This is a genomic window from Phyllobacterium sp. A18/5-2, assembly GCF_025452215.1.
Classification (GTDB): domain Bacteria; phylum Pseudomonadota; class Alphaproteobacteria; order Rhizobiales; family Rhizobiaceae; genus Phyllobacterium; species Phyllobacterium sophorae.
This window is the reverse complement of the sequence record NZ_CP104967.1, coordinates 962,738-984,561: the sequence shown is the minus strand read 5'-3', so window position 1 is coordinate 984,561 and position 21,824 is coordinate 962,738. Positions and strand designations below refer to the sequence as shown.

Below are 21,824 nucleotides of genomic sequence, written 5' to 3'. Positions count from 1 at the left end.
AGCATTCGAAAGAACTGCCCGGTACGTTTTTCGGATCCGGGCAGTCATTTCAGCACGGGTCACCTAAAGCACCGAAGCTCTAGAGCTTCCCATCGTCCTTGAAGACCTCTGTCCAGTCCTTGACCAGCCCGTCAAGCGCCTCTTTGGCCGTGCCCTTGTCTGCAACGACGTAATCGTGGAGGCGCTTTTGCATAGCCTGCAGAAGAATAGCATAAGACGGTTCTTGCCAGAAATCCTGAACCTGATTCATGGCCACCAGGAAGTCGGCTGCAAAAGGCTGGCTCTCCGTGAAGGTCGGATCGGTCAAAACGGCCTTGTGTACGGCATAACCGCCAAGCGACCACCACTTTTTCTGAACATCCGGCTGGGCGAACCATTTGATATAGGCAAGCGCGCCTTGCATGTTGTCCGTATTGGCAACGACGGAAATTCCCTGTCCGCCCAGTGTCGACGCTGCGACCTTTTCCTTGGGATTGACGAAGAACCCGATCTTGTCGCCGCCGACCTTCTCGTCCTTGTAAAGGCCCGGGAAGAACGCAAACCAGTTCATCGCCATCGCCACTTGTCCCGATTTGAATGCATCGAGGCTTTCGCCCATATAGGCATCCGTATATCCGGGCGGTGTGCAGCACTTGTAAAGGGCTTTGTACGCCTCCAGGCCGGCGACCGCGTCAGGTGAGTTGACCGCGCCTTCCATGTCGTATTTACCCGGCGTATTTTCATACTTGAAGCCATAGGGGTAGAGCGCCCCTGTTGCGCCCATGGTAATGCCTTCCGAAGCACGTTCGGTAAAGATCGCGGCACCATAGACCTTCTTGCCGTCTATTTCGCGCCCATTGAAGAATTCCGCGACCTGTTTCAGTTCATCCCAGGTCGCGGGTGCTGCCAGTTCGCGTGCGTACTTCTGCTTGAATTCGCTTTGTATTTCGGGCTTGGCAAACCAGTCCTTGCGATAGAACCACGCGTTGGCATCGCCCATTGCCGGAAGCGCCCAATAGTTGGGCGTGCCCTTCGGCCACGTCGCATAGGCGTTGACCGCGGCGTCCGCAAAATCGCTCATCTTGATCCCTTCCTTGTCGAAGAAATCATTGAGCTTTACATAATAGCCGTTTTCGGCTGACCCACCGAGCCATTGGCTGTCGCCAATGAGAAGGTCGCAGAGCTTTCCCCCGGAGTTGAGTTCGTTGAGGATGCGATCTGCGAAATTTGGCCACGGCACGAACTCGAACTTCATCGCCGTACCGCTCTGGGTCGTGAAATCTTTTGAAAGCTCAACGAGAGCATTGGCCGGATCCCACGCCGCCCAGCATAAAGTGAGTTCGTCGGCTTTTGCCAAACTCGGCGCAGCCGTGAACAGCACAAGCGCCGATGTCGCCCCGAGCAGGGCTTGCTTTATCGTTTGCATGCATTCCTCCCAGACACATAAGCGACACCGCGCCGCTCTCAAAAAATTCGCTTCTTCCCTCGATACTCCCCATGATCTCTCTCCATCATGTTGAGTAATTGTGTTAAGTAATATCTATTTAACTCAACATTTCAAGTGTGAATCGTTGCTGCACTGCACAGCGAAAAAACTGGGCAGTGCAGTCACAAAGAAACGGGCGGTTACCTGGGTCAGCCCACCGATGCCCGCCTGCACAAGCCGATTATTGACCTGCCAAACGTCACGGTCTTCGCGACATTGTCAGGAGATTTCCGGCAATATCCTGAGACAATTCGGCGGGATCGACGGATCGGCGCCAATGGCTACACCACCCGACACCGCTTATGGACACGGCCTCAACGCCGGCGCCGGACAGCTTCACGTTTTTGATCAGCACATGCGCCGTCGATAGCGCATCGATATGGACCGGGATATCGCGCCATTGAGGCTTTGAAGGTCCTGGAGAGCGGCTTTGGTATGCCCGCAAAGCAGTAGAACATGGGGGAGCCGCAACGTCCTCGCGCATCGGATCGAAAGTGGTCTTGATCGACGACAAGACAAAGCACTGACCAACTTCGCGCGGACACTGACTGCGCCACAGTCTGACTTGGCCCAAGAAGTAATCACAGATCCCTATAGCTTCGATTTTCTCGCCCTCGGCCCAGCAATGTCTGAGCGCGAGGTCGAGAAGGCCTACTTGAGCATTTTTGCGCTCTTGATTCTTGAGGTCTGTAAGGGCTTTGCATTCGTGGGTAGCCAGCATCACATTGAAGTTGGTGGCCAGGACCTATTTTCCGGATCTTCTGATGATTTCCGGTAGCGCTGCTTCATCGTTGTCGAGCTCAAGATCGAAGTCGGAATTCGCGGGCAGTATGATTTTTACATTTCGGCGGACGATATTCAGCCCCGGCACGAGTCGGACGCTTCCAGCCTCGGGAGTGTAAAGGCAAGCATTAGGGTCAATACGCACTTCGAGATTCAACAGAGCCATGGGCGTTGCGGAATAGAGGCTCTCTGGTCTCCACCCCGAGCCGCTGCGAGGAGAGCTTTTGACAAGAGAAGCTTTCTCGCGAGTTCCCTCCTGAAGCGGTTTCCCAAGCCGCAGCGCGTATCAGAATGTATGGCCAATACAGCGTCCCAAATCTGTCGATGTTGCAGGTCACGGTAGGCTCGTCGTTATTTTCTTAAGGTGACACTTTCGGCGCCTTGCTCGATCTGATCTATGACAAGGAGTTTAACTGGCTCAGTGCCATTGTTTGCTCCCTTGTGCCATTGAGACAGCGATCTCGACCACGAAATCGCCTTGCTTAAACGTAGTGTTCTTTCCAGACTCGAGATTGTTGACGCTAAGCGTTCCGGAGAGCACGTACGCATAACGTTGATAATGGTGCTGATGTACGGGCAACACTGCGCCAGGTGGGATATCGTACATCGACACAATGACCTCGACGTTTTTTTGCGGGAGTTGAATAGTTTGATCAGCTATCGTCCGTGTAGCTTTGAAAACCGGGGTGACCGTGACTGTGCTGTCCAACGCTCCTGCGGGGAACGCCATGAGTGCGAAAGCAACTGCGATCAAGATTTTGTACATTCGAGTATCCTCCCGTTCAAATGATCTGCTGCAATTAGCAGAGCACTGAGTGGATGCAAATCCGGATGACTTCAGTGCGGTACCCATTCTTGAGACATATTGCGATTTTTCAGAACAAGTTCTCGAACATCGACACAGAAATGCAATGAGGTCTCACAAAGTCCGCGGTTAAATTTCCTCGCCTTGCTCAATGCGGATTTCTCAGGTGCGGGTCCAGAGGAGGCTTTATGCGACATTCGGAGCACAGATCGGGGATGGGGACTACTCCGCAAATTTGCTTCCCGACATGACGATTCCAACCGGGACGGCGATCCAGGGATAAAGCGTTGCCGTAGCTCCTATGTCGCCCGGGGACCCTAAAGAAACGTATCAAATCTCGCTGTCAAACAAACTCCCACGCAAGCACAGTGCAATAAACTATGCAGAAAGGTGCCCGCACGACGTCGTCTTTCCAAAGTCGCCCCACATCCCAACAATCCGGCGGTGTCGCAGGGTGCGTGGAGAGAGCAGTCGCTCGCCAAGATTGATTGCGGCTATCATGCGATTGAAAGGCGACGTTGCGCCGCCCAAAGCGAACCGCGCAGCACGCCGTTTCACTTTCGCGATCGAAGCCAGGAGGCCACCATTTCAATCTCGTTGGTAAGCACACCACCGTCATAACCCTCCGGCAGGCGGGAGAGTTCTTCAATATTGTCCATCCCGGTCGAGAAATCCCCGCCATGATAGGGTCCAACAACAAACACGATGCTGCCAACTGAATTCACTCGATCCAGAAAGCGGTTGGGCCAGCCCCAAAGCCATGGGGCCACGTTGATCGGAACGAACACCGGCATCGAATAGCATTCGTCCGGCATTGCGCCGGTCCATCCATAAGCGATGTAGCGGAGCAGGCATCCCTTCAACGACGTGCGCGACATCGTTTTGAGGCCGGGCACCAATGAGCGCAAAGCAGCTATCGGCCGGTCGCCACCATAGACCATAAGGGTCGCGCGCCGCGCCGGTAAAAGGTCATTCAGGAACGCCCCCAGTTTCAGTCCTTCATCAGGAACATTGCTCTTCACATTGATCAGGAAGAGCCGATCAGGAAAGATCTCCAGTACTTCGGCAAGAGATGGCATCAGCCCGACGCCTCTGCCTCGGAACGGATATGTTTTGCCACCATCAGCGGTGTAGCCATAGCCAATGTCGAGCGTCTTGAGGAGGGACATGGACTGCTCGCGAGTGACACCATGGCCATCGGTGCGGCAATCCAACGTCCAGTCATGGAAGACGGCAAAGTGTCCATCTTTCGTGGGGTGAACGTCGAGCTCCACGATGTCGGCACCGGCCTCGAAGCTCGCGAGCATGGAGGCGATCGTATTTTCTAAATAGCCATGCGTCGGCGGCTGCATGCGGGACGCCGTGCATGTGTCATTGGTGACGCCGACCGGATCAAAGCGCTGCGCGATTCCACGATGGGCGAGAAGAACCGGCTTACCGGACAGTTGAGGCGCAAGCAGGCTGGTGTTGTTGAGGAAGACGAACGTGGCGAACCCGATCAGGGGCAAAGCCAGATAGCGCCAGATTTTCCGCAAATTGCCACTCCCTCCACGATTCGGGTTCAAACCAACCTGAAATCTGCTTGCCGTCGACAGGTGGCAGAAATGGGGTCGAGCTCCATTTCGCCAAACTTGAGCGTGTGACCATGTCAGCGACGGGTAAGAAGTAGAGGTTATAAACCGCCTTAAAAGGAATTGAACCGCAGACCACTCAATGCGGATTTCTGACATGCAGTTCCAGAGGAGCATTCATGCGACTTTCGCAACACATACCGAGAATGTGACCTCTGAGCAAATTTGAAGAACCGCAGTTCACTGAATCTTCGTTGCGTTGCAGTCAGTCGGGTTTCTTTCGGCTCTGCACCTCAAGCCCATGCCCCCTCCGAAGGCAGAGGGCACAGGTTCGAATCCTGCCGGGTTGCGCCAAATCTCAACAAAATCAATTAGATACAACTGCATTGGGGCGATGGAAAGCAGGGCGTAAGCATAAGCGCGGAAATCAGACAAGCATCAGGATGCCGATTTTGGGAGCTCTTCCGTAACTTGCTAATTATCCTGCTGGTCGGTCGCGGACGTTGGAGACAAAATGCATTTCATGGTAGGCTGGTTTCAAATACGCTAGTGACGAAAGAGTGCCGTTCGCTCCCGAAGAAAAGAGCGCGCCCATGTCCCGCCTGAAACTGTTGCAGATCGCTCTGATTGCATGCGGTGTCGCATTTTGTTTGGTCTATCCGCTTGCAATTATCTGGCCGTCGGGTTGGGCTTGGCATGATGGCCCGCCCACCGCTTCGCACTATTTCATGATGATGGTGGGCATATACGCAACGCTTGGGATATTTCTGATCCGTGCGTCGCGTGACCCTATATCACATCGGTCGCTAATCGACTTCACGATCTGGTCGAGTGTCGTGCACGCGCTGATCATGGCGATCCAGTCCTTTAGCCCCGGTGCGCATATGGGTCATATGCTGGGCGACGTGCCGGCCTTGCTACTCGTGGCGGCGGTGCTCGGCGGGTTGACCTATTCGGGCGGCACTATGAACGACGGATAGCGAAGCGTCAGCCCGTCACTGCACTGGTGGATGGGCGCGGCGCTAACTGTCTCCTGGGATCGCAAGGGACGGCTCGGAGAATTCACGGCTTGTAAACCTGGTAGCGCATGGAGAAAAGACCCACCATTCGCGACCCAGTAGCGAAGATCGTCCGCTCGATGGATGAGAAGGATAAGGCCGAGAGGGAAGATGAAGCGCCGTGAATGGTCGGACGGCCTTAACACGCGCCTCATGCTCGGCAGCCGACATCAGAATCCCCGCCTTCACCAGACGCCGGGGAGTAATCTCCACCGCACCCGACGGGAATATTCGTCATATCCCGGAAGCTCGGCCCGCAACAGCTGGTCTTCCCATGACGTGCGCAAGACGAGCAACGCCGCCGCCAGCGCTGCGGGAATGAGAGCCCAGAACGAGCCCAGCGCAAGCGCCATGCCGAAGAACAGGAACAAAGCGGCGATATATCCGGGGTGACGCACAAAACGATAGGGGCCGATATCGATCACGCGCTGATGCCGCTCGCATTGGATTCTGAGCGCCCGGCTCGAAGAACGGATTCACCGCTTGTGCCCATCCGCTCACGGCGATACCCGCCAGCACACTGACATAGCCCGATAGCACCGCCCAGGCCGGAACACCCGACCAGTGGAACCGACCGGCATCGAGCGCCGCGACCGGTAGGACTGCCGCCATCGCCGGCAGGATGACCGCAAGCAATGCCTTGTCCCAGCTTTTCGTGCCCGCCTGAAACCGGCTGCGTGCGCGGTAGATCATAGGATTGACCCGGGCGAGCACGAGGGCCGAAGTGCCAAAGCCCAACATCAGAACCATAAGGAATATCCATCCGGGCCGCCAGGCGATCGTTCCGGCCGGCAGAAAGATCAATCCAAGCAGCGAAAGCGGAAGGCCAATCGCATAGGCAATGGCCGAGCTGCGCGACATCGGGCTCGGCTCCCGGGGAGTTCCGGTCTGTTCCATGTTGCTCACTCCTTCGTCGAGATTGTTTCCAGACTGGCTTTGGCAAAGGCGCCGATCGATCGCGTCAGGATCGTGGCTTCTTCGCGCGCCATTGTCCGAGCGCTGTCTCCATCGCCTGGCGTATCGCCAGATAGAACTCCGCCATTTCGTCGAGGCGGTCCCGCGTTGCTCCCGATGCGACGGAGCCTGCGCCGTTCTTGAGAAGATCGGCGAGCGCATCGAGCAGGCGCTTCTGCTCAGTCAGCATGCCCTCATAATTGTCGGACACCGTGTACAAGGCGCGTTTGCTTGCGCGCTCGCCGTGGCGCCGGGCGAGCATATATGCTTCCAGCAATCGTGCGGCGACGCTCGCGCTGCTCTTGCTGATCTCGAGGTCAGCCGTGATGCGGTCGAGGCTGACCGGCTCGGCGCAGAGCAGCAGATAGCCGTAAAGGCGCGCCGCTGTCTGAGGCACGCCCCAAGGGATCAGCAACCGTGCTGCATCCGCGATGAAGCGTTGCTGGGTGGTCGTCATACGCTTGTTTGACATATTCGGCATGTCCCGAATATAATGCATATGGAACGGGTGTCCACCGAGAAAGGGATCGTCCTCAAACGGTCTTTATCATGGAATCGAACCCGGACCTGGACTCGCTACCGCGGATAAAATGACCGGCTAACAAATGGTTAACGTCCGTCATTTGCGCGCGACGACGCGCAAGCGGCGCTTTACGGCCGCTTCCCTGATCAGCGCCGCGATCTTGCGGACGAATGCTGGGCTGAATGAGCCGATCGGCGCGGTGGCCGCAAGGTCATAGGCCTCGGGTCAAGGTGATGACTGGAAGGCCTTTCCGGGGGGCGCGCGTTGGCGCAGATCTGTCGGGCGGCGCCAAGGGCAGCTATTGGCGTTAGAAGCAGTCGTTCGCCTCACAGTCTAGCTGACCGGAACGGTGGTTACGGTCCTCCGGTTATTCGTCACACCGACAATGCCGCGCGCAGTTTGTGCGCAACCTCACTTTCGCGTATTGTCGCCTCAAGCTATTCTGAAGAACCTGGGATGGAGATTTTGTAGCATGGCGAAGCTCGTCTTCGGAATGAACCAGTCCCTAGACGGCTATGTGGACCACCAGGAATTTGCGCCCGATCCCTTGCTCTTTCGTCATTGGATAGAGCACGTGCGCGACCTGGCCGGCAGTGTGTACGGTCGCCGCATGTACGAGGTGATGCGGTATTGGAACGAAGACCGTCCTGAGTGGAGTGCGGAACAACACGAGTTCGCGGCGGCGTGGCGACGCCAACCAAAGTGGGTCGTATCGCGCTCGTTGAAGTCGGTCGGCCCCAACGCCACACTTGTTTCGGATGACATCGAGACGGTGATACGGGGGCTGAAGGCTCGGCTCGTTGGGGAGATTGCCGTTTCCGGACCAGACCTGGCGCGAAGCCTGACCGACCTTGGTCTTATTGATGAGTATCGACTCTACTTCCATCCCGTCGTGCTTGGTCGCGGCAAGCCATTCTTCACCGGACCGCGACCGCCGCTCCGCCTTGTTTTCGCCGATCACGTTGGCGAGAATGTGATTAGATTGACATACGTTCCTGCCTAATCGCGTGTCTCGCCCGACGGACTGCGCCGTTGCCATTTCAGGATGGCATTCGAAGTCCTGATAAGGGAATTCCACGGGTTTGACGATCCTGTCCAGCTCCCGGCTAACGCGCGTTCCCGAGATCGAATTGTCGAAAACGGTTGCCAGACATCCGCGGCTGTCGCTTTGCCTTTAATTCCGAGATTTGTCGCGTTTGGCGTCGACAAACGCCATTCTTTGCCCTTAAATGCAAGATGACGACCAGGCTCGTTCGATGGTATTTGATGTCGAGGCGTGACGTCGGTTCTCAATCTGGCGACCGATCCACCTAGGGGTCAGATGGGTTTGCGTTCAAAACTGTCGACAAGGATGATGTCTGCAGCCGTATGGTCGATCTGAACGACATCCAGAAGTAGTTCGGCCCTGTTTTACCTGTTACGGGCGCAAACCTTTGGCGTGCTGCCTTTGCGCCTTCTCTCGCCTTCATGACTTCACGCTCATCCATCGTATCAAGACGTCGCTGAATGGTTCGCCGTGTCGGCGCTTGTAGCCCGAGTTCACCACAGGCGATCCGGACCTCCAACACCACCCGCGACAGGCTCGCTCGTTTCCGCCGCAAATAGTAGCGGCGAAGATACTCTTCGATGAGCGCCTCAACCTCGCTGGATATGACCGTTGCGCCCGCACGGCGGCCGCGCTTCTGCGGCACCAACGCACTGGTCCGCCCGCCGTCTTTGGCAAGGCGCCGTATCCAGCGCCAGACTGTCGCCCTGCTTACGCCCAGCTCCCAACCGCATCATGAATGCCGCTTTCCAAACTGCCCGTGCCAGAAAGATATCCTGAACAAGTGGCCGCAAGACCGCCGCTCTCCGCGCGGCTTCAGCACCGATCGCCCCGGCGTGGTCCCCTTCCCTATCCATAGCGGCCAGCCGCATGCCCTTGTGAACCCTGTCTCAAGTTTAGGGGCAAAAATCTCGAATTTAAGGCAAAATATCAGATTTAGAGACAAAGGAACGCCTTTGATTTTGTTCAATTCCTCATCTCGCCTTTAAGAGCAAAGTGACAGCCGACGGATGTTGCCAAGCGGCTGGCGGGTGAGAAAGTCATCGTGTGCGACTACCCGGACGGCCGCCTGGAGGTTATGCATGACGGGAATCACCCTGCCCTACAGGGCCTTCGGCAAGGTGCGCTCGGTGCAGCGGTCGGAAATTGTCGAGAACAAGCGCCTCGATGAGGTGCTGGCTTTCGTTTCCGAGTTGCAATCCGGCCGTGAGCTGCAGCGCAGCCTGAGCGGGCCGCGCCGGACGGGCCAGACGAACCACATGTTCTCCCTTCCTGACGGCAGCCAGAGTAACGGCTATCAGAAGCGCGGGCGCAAACGGCGGGCGGATTACATGAACAATCCCGCTGTCATAGCCCGGCGCGAGCAAGCCAAAGCGCGCATGAAGGCGGGTTCAGGCTGTCAAAGCTGAAGTATTTTTCGCAGCTTATCCGCCACCGCTCGGGCCGCGCAACACGAACCCGCTGCGCCCGGTCGGTGGCTGGCGTTGCTCCTCTACGAGTAGAATATCCCCAGGCAAAATCTCAATAATCAAGGCGTCCTTATTGCTTTTCTATATTGCTGCTGATGTCTCATCTATAAAATGCTTTGACAGTACATATCGAGAACAGCGGGACACAAAACCGCTCTTTCGCGCGATCCCCTGACAAAAGTTAATGGCTAAGAGTTGCAATCGGTGGCAGATTTCCAATAGGTGACTACCAGGCGGGCCTGGCATGAAGCGCGCACGACTTTCGAATTTCCTCCGGCAGCGACGGTTGATCCGAAAGTTTGATCGCCAATCGGCCCGTCGGAGTGGAACCGTGGCCTGGATGTATCGCGATTACGTCTGCACCTTAGCGAAAGACGCAGAAAGTGGCCTATTTGTTGGAGGTATCGCCGGGATCGATCATGGCCCGACCCTTTCCGGCGAAAATGCGGACGCATTGCGAACAGCAATCCATCATGTAGTCGATACCCATTTAAATCTTGATACCACGCCTCAGGAGGATGGCAAGATCGGTTAAACATGTGCCAGATCCAAGCCAATGATGTGGCGATTGCAGTCACCCCCCACTATGGCGTGGGTAAAGCATGTGTGAATCGGTCCTACTGGGGCCGGACTGAATCTGGCCTGTTAAAACTCCACACCGATAAATAGCCGTTCCTTTGAAAATGCCGATAATAGCCGATTTCTGCCGATTTAGGATTGGTGCGTCAGTAACTACAATCGTTTCGTGAGGTCGAGCGTGGGAGCCTTAGCGGGGACTTTGTGCTAGTCTGGACCAAAGGAGACTGGCGCTATGAGCGAGATGCGGAAAATCGCGGCGATCCTGGTCGCGGATGTGGTCGGCTACAGCCGTCTCGCTGGCGCGGACGAGGATCGCATACTAGCGCGGCTGCGCGCCCTGCGCAGCGATCTGATCGATCCCACGATCGCCGTGCACAATGGCCGCATAGTCAAGCGCACAGGAGACGGAAGCCTCATCGAGTTCCGCAGCGTCGTCGATGCCGTGCGCTGCGCCATTGAAGTGCAGAACAGCATGGTTGAGCGCAATGCCGGCCTGCCGCCCGATCGCCGGATCGAGTTTCGCGTCGGCATCCATCTGGGCGATGTGGTCGAGGAGAGCGATGGGGATCTCATGGGAGACGGCGTCAATATCGCCGCGCGCCTCGAAGGCATTTGCGAGCCTGGCTGTATCTGCCTGTCCGAGCAAGCGTACTGGCAGGTCAAGGCAAGGCTCGATCTCGCGATCGACGATCGCGGCGCGGTGCAGCTCAAGAACATCGCTGATCCGGTCCGCGTTTATTCGCTGCAAGTAGGCATCGCCGCTCAGGCGAAATCCGCGGCACCAGCGAAGACGCACGCGGCGGCAGGACCTTCGGCGTTGCCGCCCGTTCCTGATAATCCCTCCATCGCCGTACTTGCGTTCAACAACATGAGCGGCGATGCCGAACAGGAGTATTTCTCCGACGGCATAAGCGAAGACATTATTACGGACCTCTCGAGGCTGTCCGAGTTGCACGTGATCGCCCGCAACTCGTCTTTCGTATACAAGAAGGCAGCAGTCTCCGTCCCGGACGTGGCCAAGGCGCTTGGCGTCCGCTACGTGCTCGAGGGCAGCGTGCGCAAGGCGGGCAACCGGGTGCGTGTCACAGCCCAATTGATCGATTCAAGCAGCGGCGGACATGTCTGGGCCAACCGATTCGATCGCGACCTCACCGATATTTTCGCGGTTCAGGACGAAATTACGCAAGAGATCGTGGCTGCGCTCAGGCTCAAGCTGACGGTTAGCGAACAGGCTCAGCTAGCCCGTGATCGCGCGGTGAACGTCGAGGCGTACGAGTTCTTCTTGCGCAGTCGGGAACAGAGTTTGACTTGCACCCGAACCGGAAACATCGCGGCGCGCAATTTGGCAGGAGCGGCCATCGCCGTCGATCCAGGATTTGAGGCGGCCCACGCACTTATCGCCTTCACCCATGTACTCGACTACATCAACGCCTGGAGCACCGATCCTGAGCACTCACTACGGACGGGACTGGAGCTCGCACAGCAAGCCGTAGCGATGGACGAAGAACAGCCCGACGGTCACTTCGCGTTGGGCATGGCTTGCATGTGGAGCCGCGACCTGGACCGTGCGCGGGCGGAGGTGCAACGTGGCCTTGCGCTTTCGCCCAACTCAATCGACCTCCTCATGTTGATGGCCCATATCCAGATATTCTCGGGTGATCCAGCAGGTGCGCTCGAGACACTTGATGCTTCGATGCTGTTGGACCCGCACTACCCGGAAGTCCTGCTCCAATTTCTCGCCGATGCGCGCTTTTCCCTCGGCGATTATGAGCAAGCGATGATCGCGCTCGAGCAGCGGCTCGCACGAAATCCTCAGTCAGAGACCGCCCAGGCTCTGCTCGCGTCCTGTTATGGCCACCTCGGACGACCGGAGGAGAGCCGGCGGGCGTGGGAGCAAGCGCTCCAGCTGAATCCCGCCTTCTCTATCGAGCGCCGCCGCCGCGTCCTTCCCTTCCGGAATCCTGTGGACTTTGAGCACCGCGTTGAAGGACTCCGCAAGGCGGGACTGACAGTCTGACGCGCTCCGCGGCCGATGCCTTAATGAGAAGCGCGTGATATAGTTCACAAGCCCAATCCCGCACGGACAATACCGCCGCAGCGAGACCCCGCCTGCCAAGGTAACAGCCAATTGGAGGATCAAGTCGTGAGCACAGCAACACCGGAACATATCATGCAAGTTGGGATGGGCTTTTGGGCATCCAAAACGCTCTTGAGTGCTGTCGAACTAGGGGTGTTTAGTACATTGGCAAATGCGCCGGCCGACCTGCCGACGCTTCAAAGGAAGCTTGCGCTGCATCGGCGATCAGCCCGAGACTTTCTCGATGCGCTGGTGGCGCTCAAGTTGCTGGAGCGCGAGAACGGCGTCTACAGCAACACTGTCGATACGGACCTCTTTCTCGACCGAGCCAAGCCATCCTATATCGGCGGTATCCTGGAGATGGCAAATGCCCGGCTCTATGGCTTCTGGGGATCGCTAACGGATGCCCTGCGCACCGGCGAATTGTAGGGCAAGGGTGGAGGAGAAAACTTCTTTGCGGCAATTTATGCCGATCCGGAACGATTGCGGGGATTTCTAAGCGCGATGAGTGGAATAAGCGCGGGGGCAGCCAACGCTATCGCCGCCAATTTCCCATGGCAAGACTACAAGACCTTCATGGATCTCGGTTCAGCTCAGGGCATGGTTCCTGCCACTCTTGCCAGCGCCCATTCCCACCTGACCGGTATCGGTTTCGACCTGCCCGCGGTTCAACCAGTCTTCGAGGAATTTATTGCCCGTCGGGGAGTGAAGGACCGAGTGCGGTTTCATGGTGGAAATTTCTTCGAGGATCCCCTGCCGAAAGTTGACGTCATCGTCATGGGCCACATCCTCCACGATTGGGACCTTACCCAGAAAAGATGCTTCTAAGCAAGGTATTTGATGCTCTTCCGAAAGGCGGCGCAGTCGTTGTTTATGATGCCGTCATCGATGATGATCGCCGCAAAAACGCTTTCGGTCTATTGATGAGCTTGAATATGCTGATCGAGACGCCCGGCGGGTTCGACTATACGGGAGAAGACTGTCAGGCCTGGATGCGTGAAGCCGGATTCTCAAAAACGTGGTTGAAACCACTTGTGGGTCCGGATTCGATGGTGATCGGACTAAAATAGCTTGTCCAAGTGCGGTTTGCCGTTGCGTGCCTCAGGCGGATGGCGCGAGTTCCGCTAAGCTTATGAGCCGGGCTTTTCAGCCACAATGCGCTGGCTTATCGAGCCACTATTCGAAATCTGAGAATTGCCTAACTCAAAGGATAGATGCAGACATCCGCTGCCCGAGTCAACGCACTACTCCCGATCAATCTGTGCCCACGCATATTCGTCGATAGCAGCCTCTCCGCCGCCGTTCCAGACGAGACATTATGCGCTTTTCGAAGCACGGAACGGCGGCAGACCGGCACAAACGATGCATAGGGCGCGATCCTCTCTAACGCACATTCCGAATGAATAACCAACACTCAAGTGCCGTGGCTACTGGCTCCCTGTACATCCGGCTGCGGCCATCGCTGCAGCGCGATGCGGCCAGCTTCCGTCAATGCATAGACGCCCCTGTCGAGGCGCTCAAACCAGCCATAAACATTCGAAAGCAATATCTTGCCCGCGTCCGGTACGTTGGTTCTAATATCACGCACTCGCAGCGGTCCTGCCGTCAGAGTTGCCGCACAGGCAAGCGCCTGCTGCCGATATGCCGTCATGATTGGCGTGCGGGTACTACCACCAAGCACCGGATCTCCGCGTCGTTTCTCGTGTTCGCGCATAAGCCTCGAACGCCGCTTTGGATCGGTCCGCGGCATTGGTGATACGCAACCAACGATGATGCTGACCTCGCCGGCATCGGAAATGCCCAGCATGCCAACGCCAAGCCTGCGGCAGAGGTTGCGGTAGCGTTTGTCGGCTTCACGACCTCTGCCGCTGGACGATATCCGGGCAGCGATCCAGACCTCGTTTGAAATGGTCGACCGGTCGACCGCCTGCAAAATGAGCTCCAGATTGAAACTCAATTTTAGCTCGGCGACCACGACAACAGGCGGATCGTCATTGCTGAGGCCGACAAGATCGCAGCCGCCAACCTCGCCCTTGACGACGTAACCTGCCTTTTCGAGAAAGCTTTTTACCGGCAGATAGAGCGAGGTTTCCATGTATACAGATCAAACCGGAGAATCGTTTCACAAAAAACTACACCGATATGGCAGCGAGGGACACCGCATTTGCCTCGCATTGAGGAGTATCTAACCCACGACCCTACTGAATTCTTTTCGATCCCAACTCAAGATTCGCCCTGTTCAAGTGCAGAACCTGCCAGAAACCCTTCCTTTGAAAATGCCGATAATAGACTAATTTTCACAGATTTCGATTGTAGCGCTGATGTCCACAATCCCATTAAATGACTGTTTGTCTCGCCTTTTCAATAGTCTATCTCGAACAGAGTGTGGACTGCAGACCCGCTAGTCATCCCTCTTGTTGAAGATTTGATTTGGCAACAACAGGAAGAAAGCTGCCAAACGAACGACGACTGCTTCGCGCCCGCATTCCGGCCGTTTGGCAACCCGGTTTGTCGTTCCGACAGTTGCCGGTGACGACGCACAGTGACCGGTTCAAGCGGGTTCGGTTTTCCCGCAATAATCGGGGGCTTCCTTTCCGATCACAATCGCTGCAAGGCTTCAGGTGAGGTTAGCGAGGATATCGTCGACGACACGTGCGACGGTATTTGACGTGTCGATGGTGATGCCGGCAGGAAGATATTCCCGAGTACGATGGTAGTGGAGTACCAGTGCCCGCTCGGCCGGTTCGAAGCCAGGCTCATTCGGCCGTCCATCTAATCTTCGGTTCAACGTCTCAACGTCGATGTCGAGCACGAATACCTTGTCGAATAGCTGCAGAAATTTTTGGAAATTGCGCGAGCCGCCACAGAAGAATGTGGCAGGGTGAGTAGTGTCGGCAGCAATGGTCCGGACCTTGTCAACGGGCCAGATCCAGTGCGCATATCCCCAAACGATGCGGTCTGCACCTTCGGGTGGTCCTGCAAGTTCTTGGCCTGTCTCCGGGTCGCCGACATAAGCCAAGACCCGATCACCATGGATGACATGGTAGCCCCGCCGCTCCAGTTCTGTAGCGACAGATGTCTTTCCAGTGCCGGAACCGCCTTCGATCAGATAGTTCCTGATGCCCATGGTCATTGTTTATCATGACTGCCAATCGGATGAGAAGCCGCGCGTGCGTTTGTATTGTCGACGAAGCGGCAGCGCTCCGCTGCTTTCCATGATCACATCACCGGTCGGTAGTCACGTTGTTGAGGATACTCATGCGGATCACAGTAACCCCGCCATTGGCTAGCTCGGGCAGGCGCGCGAACCAAGACTGCACATGCGGCGTCTGGTTGTGCGCTTCGAAATCAGCTTGGCTGGCAAATATCTCATAAAAGATGAAATGTCCGGGCGTCTCGCGGCTCTCCTGAAGGAAGTAGAGTAAGTTATTCGGTTCGGCGCGGACCTGCGGCACGAGCGATAAAGTGATGGCGCGCAGCGCATCCTCCTTGCCAGGCTTGGCGCGAACCTGCGCGACGACGGCATAGGCGTCGGCGGGCATATCGGCGTAGCGTAGACCGCCGGCGTTATCGGCAATCGCCGAGGGAGCTGCAAAAGCGGCCGCAATCAGCGCTACCGGCGTGATGTAGGACAGGAATTTCTGTGGCATTTCTTATCTCTTTCCCTCGTAGGATTTTCGCAGATAGCGCCCTCGAGCGCCGAACAAATCTCGCCGCCATTTCCTCGATCGTGAGTTTGGCCGTCATCAGTGTTTACACGCCGCTGAGGAAGAGGTTGGCGGCAACCTTGTTCATAGCCTGCCTTCCGTTCAGCGCGATGCGGCTACCATTTTACGCCGCGCTTCAAGCGCTTCATCGAAGGTTTGCTTGACTGGACCCAGCGCCTGCACGAACTCGAGCTGCTCGCCTTCCGAGCCGATACAGTAAATCAGTCTCCACCCATCCGACTTGCCTTCTGTGATCGGGTTGGAATTGGCGTCGAGAGGAGCGGAGCTTCGTTCCGCCTCACTCATCACAGTCACGACGCGGTTAGCACGAACATGCATCATACCGCGCCGCGCCAGAATCCGCTTCGAGATCGGCGATGAACTGGTTGAAATCAACATCGTCGCGAATGTGAAAGCAGATATGCATCATCCGCGGAAAGGCAGGACTCATATGATCGAGCGGCTCGGCGAAGGATCTTGGACCGCCCATTGGCTGATCGGCGTCGCGATATTGCAGAAGCTCAATCACCACATTGTCGAACTGGATGAAGCGTACATCCAGCCGTTGTGCGCCGCCACGGAGGTCGGGAATTCCCATCGTGCGCGGGTTGATACCGCGTGCACGCGCTTCAATTTCCTGACCTGTGAGCAGCGTATTGTGAATACGCTCACCCTGAAAATCGCCGTCCCGCATTACCTCGGTACCACCGAGAACCTCGGTGTAGAAGGTGAAGGCCCGCTCCATGTTCTGCACCGTTAGGCCGAAATGTTGGACGCCTTGCAATCGCGATCCAATCGGTAAATCGGGTTTGGCCAGGGAAACGGTCTTCTGACCCTGCGCCGCGGTTGGCGTCGCCATTCCGGCCATCGATGCAGCTAGCACCGCGCCCGTGCTTTTCAATGCATCCCGGCGGCTAAGACCGCTTGAAATCTGCTCATGATTTTCTACCATCTTTGTCCCTCTGAACTTGCGTTAGCGCTCGGTGGCGAGACCTCGTTGCATCTCGCCACAAAATTGCCGTGCACATCGCTGGTTTCGTTTTCCCCACGCGCCACACGAAGGCGAACGCATGTCTCAGATATCGGGCCACGGCTGGCGCGTATTTCAAAATCTTGCTAATTTGCCACGCTAGGAGTTCCGATGGTTCGCATAATTTTGCACCAACAAATGCATTGAGGCGGCCTGGAGGGCGCACTTTGAAAATCGACGACGCCTGGAAGGGGTTCGGCCACAGTGGAGCACGGGACGGCGAGCGCGCTGGCCTTACTTCCCGCAGGACGGTTATTACTTCTGGTGTGCCACGATATTGGTCAGATCATCTTATCGCACCGGTGCGCACGATCGGTTCCGAAGCGGCTACCTCGCTCAAGATGAGCTATTGGTTCTCGACCATCGAGGATTCCCCGCAAGTGGGTGATCCGAACTTCGTTAGTGCCTCGCTCCGAACAAGCCCCGCGACTGCCTGGCGCGATGCAGCGCCCTCGGGCTTGGTCTCCATGTTGCCGTTCGAAGGCGCACAATGGCGCTTCGAACAGCCGGTGAGCTTCATGCAATTCCACATTCCATTCGACCTGATGGGCATGGTTTGCATTTCGCTGTTCGAAAAGGAGCTCACCCACGATCATATCTGGATGCCCGCAGATGTGGTAGATGTCCAGCTGCACCATAGCCTGGAGCGCATACGGTATACGGTCTCCCTGATTGAGCCTACCAATCTCCTCCTCGACAGTTGGGCATTGATCCTTGCCGAAAAATTTCTTCTGCGATTATCGAGCCACGGCGAGCGAAACAGACACGGACCATTCGGCAAGCTTGCGGCCCGAAATATTGCACGTATCATCGATTACATCGAAAGTGAGATAGAACACGATCTGCGGCTGTCATCGCTCTCCGCGATCGCAGGAATGAGCACCTATCATTTTGCCCACCGCTTCCAAGAAACCATTGGCATGTCGCCCCATTCCTATGTGCTGGTACGGCGGATAGAACGGGCTCGAGCCTTGTTACGGCAGGGGGGTGTGTCACTGGTGGATGTCGCACTCGCTTGCGGCTTTTCCAGCCAGTCCCATTTGACGACCGTGTTCCGCCGTTGTCTTGGTGTTGCCCCCGGAGAATATCGCCGGCGCGCGGTAATCTAAGTGGATTGACGATGCCGGAAGCTACCAGTCCGCAACCGCCCCATCTCAGTCCTCTAAGGGCGCTAGCTCGGTGATTGCTCAGGAGCTGCAAGACTGGGGCATAATGCGAACCTGGCTGAACTAACAAGTACCAGAGATAAACTCCGACATGCGTGGACTCTTGAAAAAGTTAAGTTTGGCTTCTCCCGCCTTGAAAAGAGCGGAACCATCGACCCCATTATTCCCTATCAAGCTAGGATGTTAAATCTGCCACCGGCAGTAGCGGTACTGAACAACCAGGCTTACCGATCGTACAAGTCAGCTTGGCGCTGAATCAAATTTGAACTTTGAGCACCAACATGACTCAGATTTTAGAGGAGTGGCCTGCTGCCGGTTTTTCGGACACGAGGTTAAGCTAATCCCACCTTGGTTTCAAAATCGTTCGGGCTGAGATAGCCCAGTGTTGAGTGGCGACGCCTTGGGTTGTAGAAGCGCTCGATGTAATCGAATACGTCCGCCCTTGCATCATTTCTTGTCCGATAAACCTTTCGTGCCGTTCTCTCCGTTTTCAGTGATGAGAAGAAGCTTTCCATCGCTGCGTTATCCCAGACGTTCCCCGATCTGCTCATGGAGCAGGTGATGCCGTGATCGCCCATCAGGCGCTGGAACTGTTCGCTGGTGTATTGGCTGCCCTGATCGGAATGATGCAACAGCGCATCCGGCTTTCCTCTGCGCCATATCGCCATGATGAGGGCGTCGGTGACGAGCTGCGCCGTCATATTCGCATTCATCGACCAGCCGACGACACGGCGTGAGAACAGGTCGATGACGGCGGCAACATAAAGCCAGCCTTCGGCCGTCCAGATATAGGTGAAGTCGGCCACCCATTTCTGGTTCGGTCGGTCGGCTGCGAACTGGCGATCCAGGACGTTGGGCATGATGACAGATCGGTCGCCGGCATCTTTCGGCAGACCGCGCCGCCGTGGTCTCGCTCGGAGCGCGTTCTGACGCATCAGCCGCTCAATGCGATGAAGACCGCACGACAAGCCTTCAGCCAGCACATCATGCCAGACACGCCGGGCACCATAGGTTCTGTCGCTGTACTTGAAACTCTGCCCAATCTTGTCCAGCAGAACCTCATCGTAGCGGGCATGGTCGCTCGGCGAGCGATTGAGCCAGGCATGGAAGCCGGAACGAGAAACCCCCAGCGCTTCGCAGAGCCATGCCGCCGGCCAGATCGAACGGTGCTTTGCAATAAACGCAAACTTCATATCGCGTCCCTTGCAAAGTAGGCTGCGGCCTTTTTTAGAATATCGCGCTCCGCCTTCAGCTTCGCGACCTCGCGCCGCAGCCGTTCGATCTCAAGCTGTTCCGGCTTCATCTGTCCATGCCCTGGAAAGGACTGGACCGGATCGGAGCCATGCTCCCTGATCCATTTGCGCAGTACATTCTCGTGGACATCGAGGTCGCGGGCAGCCTGTGCAACAGCGACACCACGCTCCTTCACCAGCTTCACCGCTTCAAGCTTGTATTCGCGGCTGAACTTTCGTCTTTGCATTCATACTCTCCGGTTTCACGCAGAACACCTTAACTCAGTGTCTATGAAACCGGCAGCAGGCCACTTTAAAGCATGTCTGGATGAGTGATTTCCAATGTGCGCCTTGACGGGGTTCGAACCTCAAGCAACCTTCATTGGGACTGCCTTCCCGATAAATTCCGGCTTTTCACCTTCAGAGTATCGATGTGCAGATCCGGAACTTATACCGAGCAGGAAACTATGCCGATCAAGATGGTTCCGTCGGCCTCAAGGTCAAGCTGATCAAAGGTTGGTCGAGCTTCAGACCAGCATCGTTAGTGTCTGAGGCCGACTGCACATGTCTGTCTTTGCCGTTGGAAGCCGGTTTTTTCTGATAGAATTCAACTTTGCGTCAACTTGAGTGTAGCAGGTCCATTTGATCCCGGCATTTTTTAGCCACGCCCCGCCCGCCGGAAATTGGGATTCCAAGCAGCCAATTGGGATTTTCGAACAATCACAAACCATAGACAGACGTTATAGTCGAATTGCCCCTCAGACACACGTTTTGTCCCATGCTATGAGAGTTCCTGGAGTGCATGAGAATGCTGGTTTCAGTGAATTGGTTAATGCGAAGGGTACGGGCGCTAGGCGCCGTGTGGCCTTGTGATCGCGGTTCCCTTGCATGCTGGGCGCCGGGAGGAGACCAAGGAAACCGCCCCGGTCATTCGCCCCGTAAGAACCGTTACGGTCGAACATCGCAAGCTTGGCGAGAGCGTCAGACTTGCCGGCCATATCCTAGTGGCAACAGTTCTCACCCTGATCTTCCTGCCGGCCCGCTATGTGGCCTCATTCCGCGTCAAGGACCTGAAGACGAGCAGCGTTGCCATGCAGCCTGTTTAACAGGACCCTGCACAAGCTCAGCAAAGAACGAGGTTTGATTGCCAGTGACAAACATCGAGTTTCCAGGTTTTGTCAGTCTGACGATAGCGATTGTCGTATACTTCATTGGCGCCGGACTGAACGGCCAGATCGCGGCATTGCGGAAGTGGAACATTCCCGAAGCAGTGACAGGCGGTCTGCTCGCGGCCCTTGCAACGCTCCTCGCCTATCGCGTTTTGGGAATTGCGATCTCGTTTGATCTCGCGGCGCGGGACTTGCTGCTTCTCTACTTTTTCACTGGCATTGGCCTGAATGCGCGCGTTGCCGATCTGATCGCAGGTGGCAAGCCGTTGATGATCCTTCTTGGACTGACGCTCGTCTATCTCGTCATCCAGAATTTCATTGCCGCCGGCAGCGCCGCGGCCCTTGATTTGCCTGAAGGCATTGCCGTGCTCCTCGGTTCAGCTTCCCTGATCGGCGGACACGGCACGACCATAGCCTGGGCACCCATTCTCGTCGAACGGTTCAGCCTCACCAATGCGATGGAAATTGGCGTGGCGGCGGCAACACTCGGTCTTGTCATTGCGAGCCTTGTCGGTGGACCTGTCGCGGGCCTTTTGATTTCCCGCTATCGGCTCAAAGGACCTGACGCGGCTCCGTCGATCGGATTGCCGGATGACGAAGCAATCGAAGACGACCTCAACCACATCACGCTGCTCCGCACCATTCTCGTCCTCAACGTTGCCGTTCTCATCGGCTATACGGTCGATGAGCTGTTGGCCGACTTGGGATTTCGTCTGCCCCTCTTCGTTGCCTGCCTGCTGTCGGCGATCGTTCTGACCAATGTTATTCCGCGAATTGTGCCAGCGCTGTTTTGGCCAACGCGCACCCGCGCGCTGGCACTTGTCTCCGACCTTTCGCTGAGCATCTTTCTTGCAATGTCACTGATGAGCATGCAACTCTGGACACTCGGTGGGCTTGGATCCTCTCTCCTGCTCGTTTTGGCTATTCAGACCGTCGCTGCGATCGCCTACGTACTCTTCGTTGTATTCCCGCTGATGGGCCGCAACTACGACGCAGCGGTGATTGCCGGGGGCTTCAGCGGCATAAGCCTGGGGGCGACCCCGACAGCCATTGCCAACATGACGGCCATCACCAAACTCCACGGCGCGGCACCGATGGCCTTCATCATCCTGCCTTTAGTATCAGCTTTTTTCATCGACATCGCGAATGCCTTCGCGATCGGTTTTCTCGTCAATTGAGCGGTGTCGCCTT

Annotated in this window: 19 protein-coding genes and 4 pseudogenes; 11 read left to right on the top strand and 12 right to left on the bottom strand. The window is 56.4% G+C overall.

Annotation, left to right across the window (positions count from 1 at the left end):
- Positions 1 to 79: 79 nt before the first annotated feature.
- Positions 80 to 1,405 (bottom strand): ABC transporter substrate-binding protein, encoded by a 1,326-nt coding sequence (locus N8E89_RS23355; protein WP_262262192.1) that lies wholly within the window; start codon positions 1,403 to 1,405, stop codon positions 80 to 82.
- Between the two features lie 259 nt (positions 1,406 to 1,664).
- Positions 1,665 to 2,039, bottom strand: a complete 375-nt coding sequence (locus N8E89_RS23350; RefSeq protein ID WP_262262191.1) for a hypothetical protein — start codon at positions 2,037 to 2,039, stop codon at positions 1,665 to 1,667.
- Between the two features lie 51 nt (positions 2,040 to 2,090).
- Between N8E89_RS23350 and N8E89_RS23345 the strand changes: the two genes are divergently transcribed.
- Positions 2,091 to 2,243, top strand: coding sequence for a DUF1016 domain-containing protein (locus tag N8E89_RS23345; RefSeq protein ID WP_262263305.1), 153 nt, complete (start codon positions 2,091 to 2,093; stop codon positions 2,241 to 2,243).
- Between the two features lie 423 nt (positions 2,244 to 2,666).
- Here the strand turns inward: N8E89_RS23345 and N8E89_RS23340 are convergent, their stop codons facing one another.
- Both N8E89_RS23340 and N8E89_RS23335 read right to left on the bottom strand, forming a co-directional pair.
- The gene (locus N8E89_RS23340) at positions 2,667 to 3,014 is read right to left on the bottom strand and encodes a cupin domain-containing protein (protein WP_262262190.1); all 348 of its coding nucleotides are present in this window, start codon (positions 3,012 to 3,014) and stop codon (positions 2,667 to 2,669) included.
- Between the two features lie 593 nt (positions 3,015 to 3,607).
- Positions 3,608 to 4,588: a glycerophosphodiester phosphodiesterase family protein gene (locus tag N8E89_RS23335; protein ID WP_262262189.1), complete on the bottom strand. Its 981-nt coding sequence runs from the start codon at positions 4,586 to 4,588 to the stop codon at positions 3,608 to 3,610.
- A gap of 629 nt (positions 4,589 to 5,217) precedes the next feature.
- Here N8E89_RS23335 and N8E89_RS23330 point away from each other — a divergent pair.
- Positions 5,218 to 5,604, top strand: coding sequence for a DUF6632 domain-containing protein (locus N8E89_RS23330; protein WP_262262188.1), 387 nt, complete (start codon positions 5,218 to 5,220; stop codon positions 5,602 to 5,604).
- Between the two features lie 263 nt (positions 5,605 to 5,867).
- On the opposite strand, the pseudogene N8E89_RS23325 reads toward N8E89_RS23330, so the two are convergent.
- Positions 5,868 to 6,543, bottom strand: a pseudogene (locus N8E89_RS23325) (methyltransferase family protein).
- A gap of 100 nt (positions 6,544 to 6,643) precedes the next feature.
- Entirely contained in the window at positions 6,644 to 7,108 is a 465-nt protein-coding gene (locus N8E89_RS23320) for a GbsR/MarR family transcriptional regulator (RefSeq protein WP_262262187.1), read from the bottom strand.
- 133 nt (positions 7,109 to 7,241) lie between these two features.
- On the opposite strand from N8E89_RS23320, the gene N8E89_RS23315 reads away from it, so the two are divergent.
- Together N8E89_RS23315 and N8E89_RS23310 are read left to right on the top strand one after the other, a co-directional pair.
- Complete coding sequence (locus N8E89_RS23315; RefSeq protein ID WP_262262186.1) at positions 7,242 to 7,376, top strand: hypothetical protein; 135 nt, start codon at positions 7,242 to 7,244, stop codon at positions 7,374 to 7,376.
- A gap of 255 nt (positions 7,377 to 7,631) precedes the next feature.
- Positions 7,632 to 8,162 (top strand): dihydrofolate reductase family protein, encoded by a 531-nt coding sequence (locus tag N8E89_RS23310; protein WP_262262185.1) that lies wholly within the window; start codon positions 7,632 to 7,634, stop codon positions 8,160 to 8,162.
- Positions 8,163 to 8,469: 307 nt separating this feature from the next.
- On the opposite strand, the gene N8E89_RS23305 is transcribed toward N8E89_RS23310, so the two are convergent.
- Positions 8,470 to 8,850 (bottom strand): DNA-binding domain-containing protein, encoded by a 381-nt coding sequence (locus N8E89_RS23305; RefSeq protein ID WP_262262184.1) that lies wholly within the window; start codon positions 8,848 to 8,850, stop codon positions 8,470 to 8,472.
- 357 nt (positions 8,851 to 9,207) lie between these two features.
- Between N8E89_RS23305 and N8E89_RS23300 the strand changes: the two are divergent.
- From N8E89_RS23300 to N8E89_RS23285, 4 genes and pseudogenes are all read left to right on the top strand, one after another.
- Positions 9,208 to 9,613, top strand: a pseudogene (locus N8E89_RS23300) (ISNCY family transposase); the annotation flags it as partial.
- A gap of 391 nt (positions 9,614 to 10,004) precedes the next feature.
- Positions 10,005 to 10,208, top strand: coding sequence for a hypothetical protein (locus tag N8E89_RS23295; protein ID WP_262262183.1), 204 nt, complete (start codon positions 10,005 to 10,007; stop codon positions 10,206 to 10,208).
- A gap of 276 nt (positions 10,209 to 10,484) precedes the next feature.
- Entirely contained in the window at positions 10,485 to 12,269 is a 1,785-nt protein-coding gene (locus tag N8E89_RS23290) for an adenylate/guanylate cyclase domain-containing protein (protein WP_262262182.1), read from the top strand.
- Positions 12,270 to 12,422: 153 nt separating this feature from the next.
- Positions 12,423 to 13,399, top strand: a pseudogene (locus N8E89_RS23285) (methyltransferase).
- A 344-nt stretch (positions 13,400 to 13,743) separates the two neighbouring features.
- Here the strand turns inward: N8E89_RS23285 and N8E89_RS23280 are convergent.
- From N8E89_RS23280 to N8E89_RS23265, 4 genes and pseudogenes are all read right to left on the bottom strand, one after another.
- On the bottom strand, positions 13,744 to 14,424 hold the full coding sequence (locus tag N8E89_RS23280; RefSeq protein ID WP_262262181.1) for a DUF2161 domain-containing phosphodiesterase: 681 nt from the start codon (positions 14,422 to 14,424) through the stop codon (positions 13,744 to 13,746).
- Positions 14,425 to 14,946: 522 nt separating this feature from the next.
- A complete protein-coding gene (locus N8E89_RS23275) occupies positions 14,947 to 15,456 on the bottom strand; it encodes an adenylate kinase family protein (RefSeq protein ID WP_262263304.1) in 510 nt (169 codons plus the stop codon).
- A 97-nt stretch (positions 15,457 to 15,553) separates the two neighbouring features.
- Positions 15,554 to 15,979, bottom strand: coding sequence for a putative quinol monooxygenase (locus tag N8E89_RS23270; protein WP_262262180.1), 426 nt, complete (start codon positions 15,977 to 15,979; stop codon positions 15,554 to 15,556).
- 159 nt (positions 15,980 to 16,138) lie between these two features.
- Positions 16,139 to 16,988, bottom strand: a pseudogene (locus N8E89_RS23265) (VOC family protein).
- 245 nt (positions 16,989 to 17,233) lie between these two features.
- On the opposite strand from N8E89_RS23265, the gene N8E89_RS23260 reads away from it, so the two are divergent.
- Positions 17,234 to 18,175: a helix-turn-helix domain-containing protein gene (locus N8E89_RS23260; protein ID WP_262262179.1), complete on the top strand. Its 942-nt coding sequence runs from the start codon at positions 17,234 to 17,236 to the stop codon at positions 18,173 to 18,175.
- Between the two features lie 389 nt (positions 18,176 to 18,564).
- On the opposite strand, the gene N8E89_RS23255 is transcribed toward N8E89_RS23260, so the two are convergent.
- Positions 18,565 to 19,712 (bottom strand): IS3 family transposase gene (locus N8E89_RS23255; protein WP_262262178.1). Its coding sequence is split into 2 segments (ribosomal slippage): positions 18,565 to 19,463 and positions 19,463 to 19,712, totalling 1,149 coding nucleotides; the frame shifts between segments, so codons are not numbered across the junction.
- A gap of 621 nt (positions 19,713 to 20,333) precedes the next feature.
- On the opposite strand from N8E89_RS23255, the gene N8E89_RS23250 reads away from it, so the two are divergent.
- Together N8E89_RS23250 and gltS are read left to right on the top strand one after the other, a co-directional pair.
- Positions 20,334 to 20,570: a hypothetical protein gene (locus tag N8E89_RS23250; protein WP_262262177.1), complete on the top strand. Its 237-nt coding sequence runs from the start codon at positions 20,334 to 20,336 to the stop codon at positions 20,568 to 20,570.
- Positions 20,571 to 20,614: 44 nt separating this feature from the next.
- Positions 20,615 to 21,811 (top strand): sodium/glutamate symporter, encoded by a 1,197-nt coding sequence (gene gltS / locus N8E89_RS23245; RefSeq protein WP_262263303.1) that lies wholly within the window; start codon positions 20,615 to 20,617, stop codon positions 21,809 to 21,811.
- The last annotated feature ends 13 nt before the right edge of the window (positions 21,812 to 21,824 follow it).

Bases quoted from the DNA above. Each gene is read 5' to 3' on its own strand.
- N8E89_RS23355 (WP_262262192.1), bottom strand. From the start codon at position 1,405: ATGCAAACGATAAAGCAAGCCCTGCTCGGGGCGACATCGGCGCTTGTG.
- N8E89_RS23345 (WP_262263305.1), top strand. From the start codon at position 2,091: ATGTCTGAGCGCGAGGTCGAGAAGGCCTACTTGAGCATTTTTGCGCTC.
- N8E89_RS23340 (WP_262262190.1), bottom strand. From the start codon at position 3,014: ATGTACAAAATCTTGATCGCAGTTGCTTTCGCACTCATGGCGTTCCCC.
- N8E89_RS23330 (WP_262262188.1), top strand. From the start codon at position 5,218: ATGTCCCGCCTGAAACTGTTGCAGATCGCTCTGATTGCATGCGGTGTC.
- N8E89_RS23320 (WP_262262187.1), bottom strand. From the start codon at position 7,108: ATGTCAAACAAGCGTATGACGACCACCCAGCAACGCTTCATCGCGGAT.
- N8E89_RS23315 (WP_262262186.1), top strand. From the start codon at position 7,242: ATGGTTAACGTCCGTCATTTGCGCGCGACGACGCGCAAGCGGCGCTTT.
- N8E89_RS23310 (WP_262262185.1), top strand. From the start codon at position 7,632: ATGGCGAAGCTCGTCTTCGGAATGAACCAGTCCCTAGACGGCTATGTG.
- N8E89_RS23290 (WP_262262182.1), top strand. From the start codon at position 10,485: ATGAGCGAGATGCGGAAAATCGCGGCGATCCTGGTCGCGGATGTGGTC.
- N8E89_RS23280 (WP_262262181.1), bottom strand. From the start codon at position 14,424: ATGGAAACCTCGCTCTATCTGCCGGTAAAAAGCTTTCTCGAAAAGGCA.
- N8E89_RS23275 (WP_262263304.1), bottom strand. From the start codon at position 15,456: ATGGGCATCAGGAACTATCTGATCGAAGGCGGTTCCGGCACTGGAAAG.
- N8E89_RS23270 (WP_262262180.1), bottom strand. From the start codon at position 15,979: ATGCCACAGAAATTCCTGTCCTACATCACGCCGGTAGCGCTGATTGCG.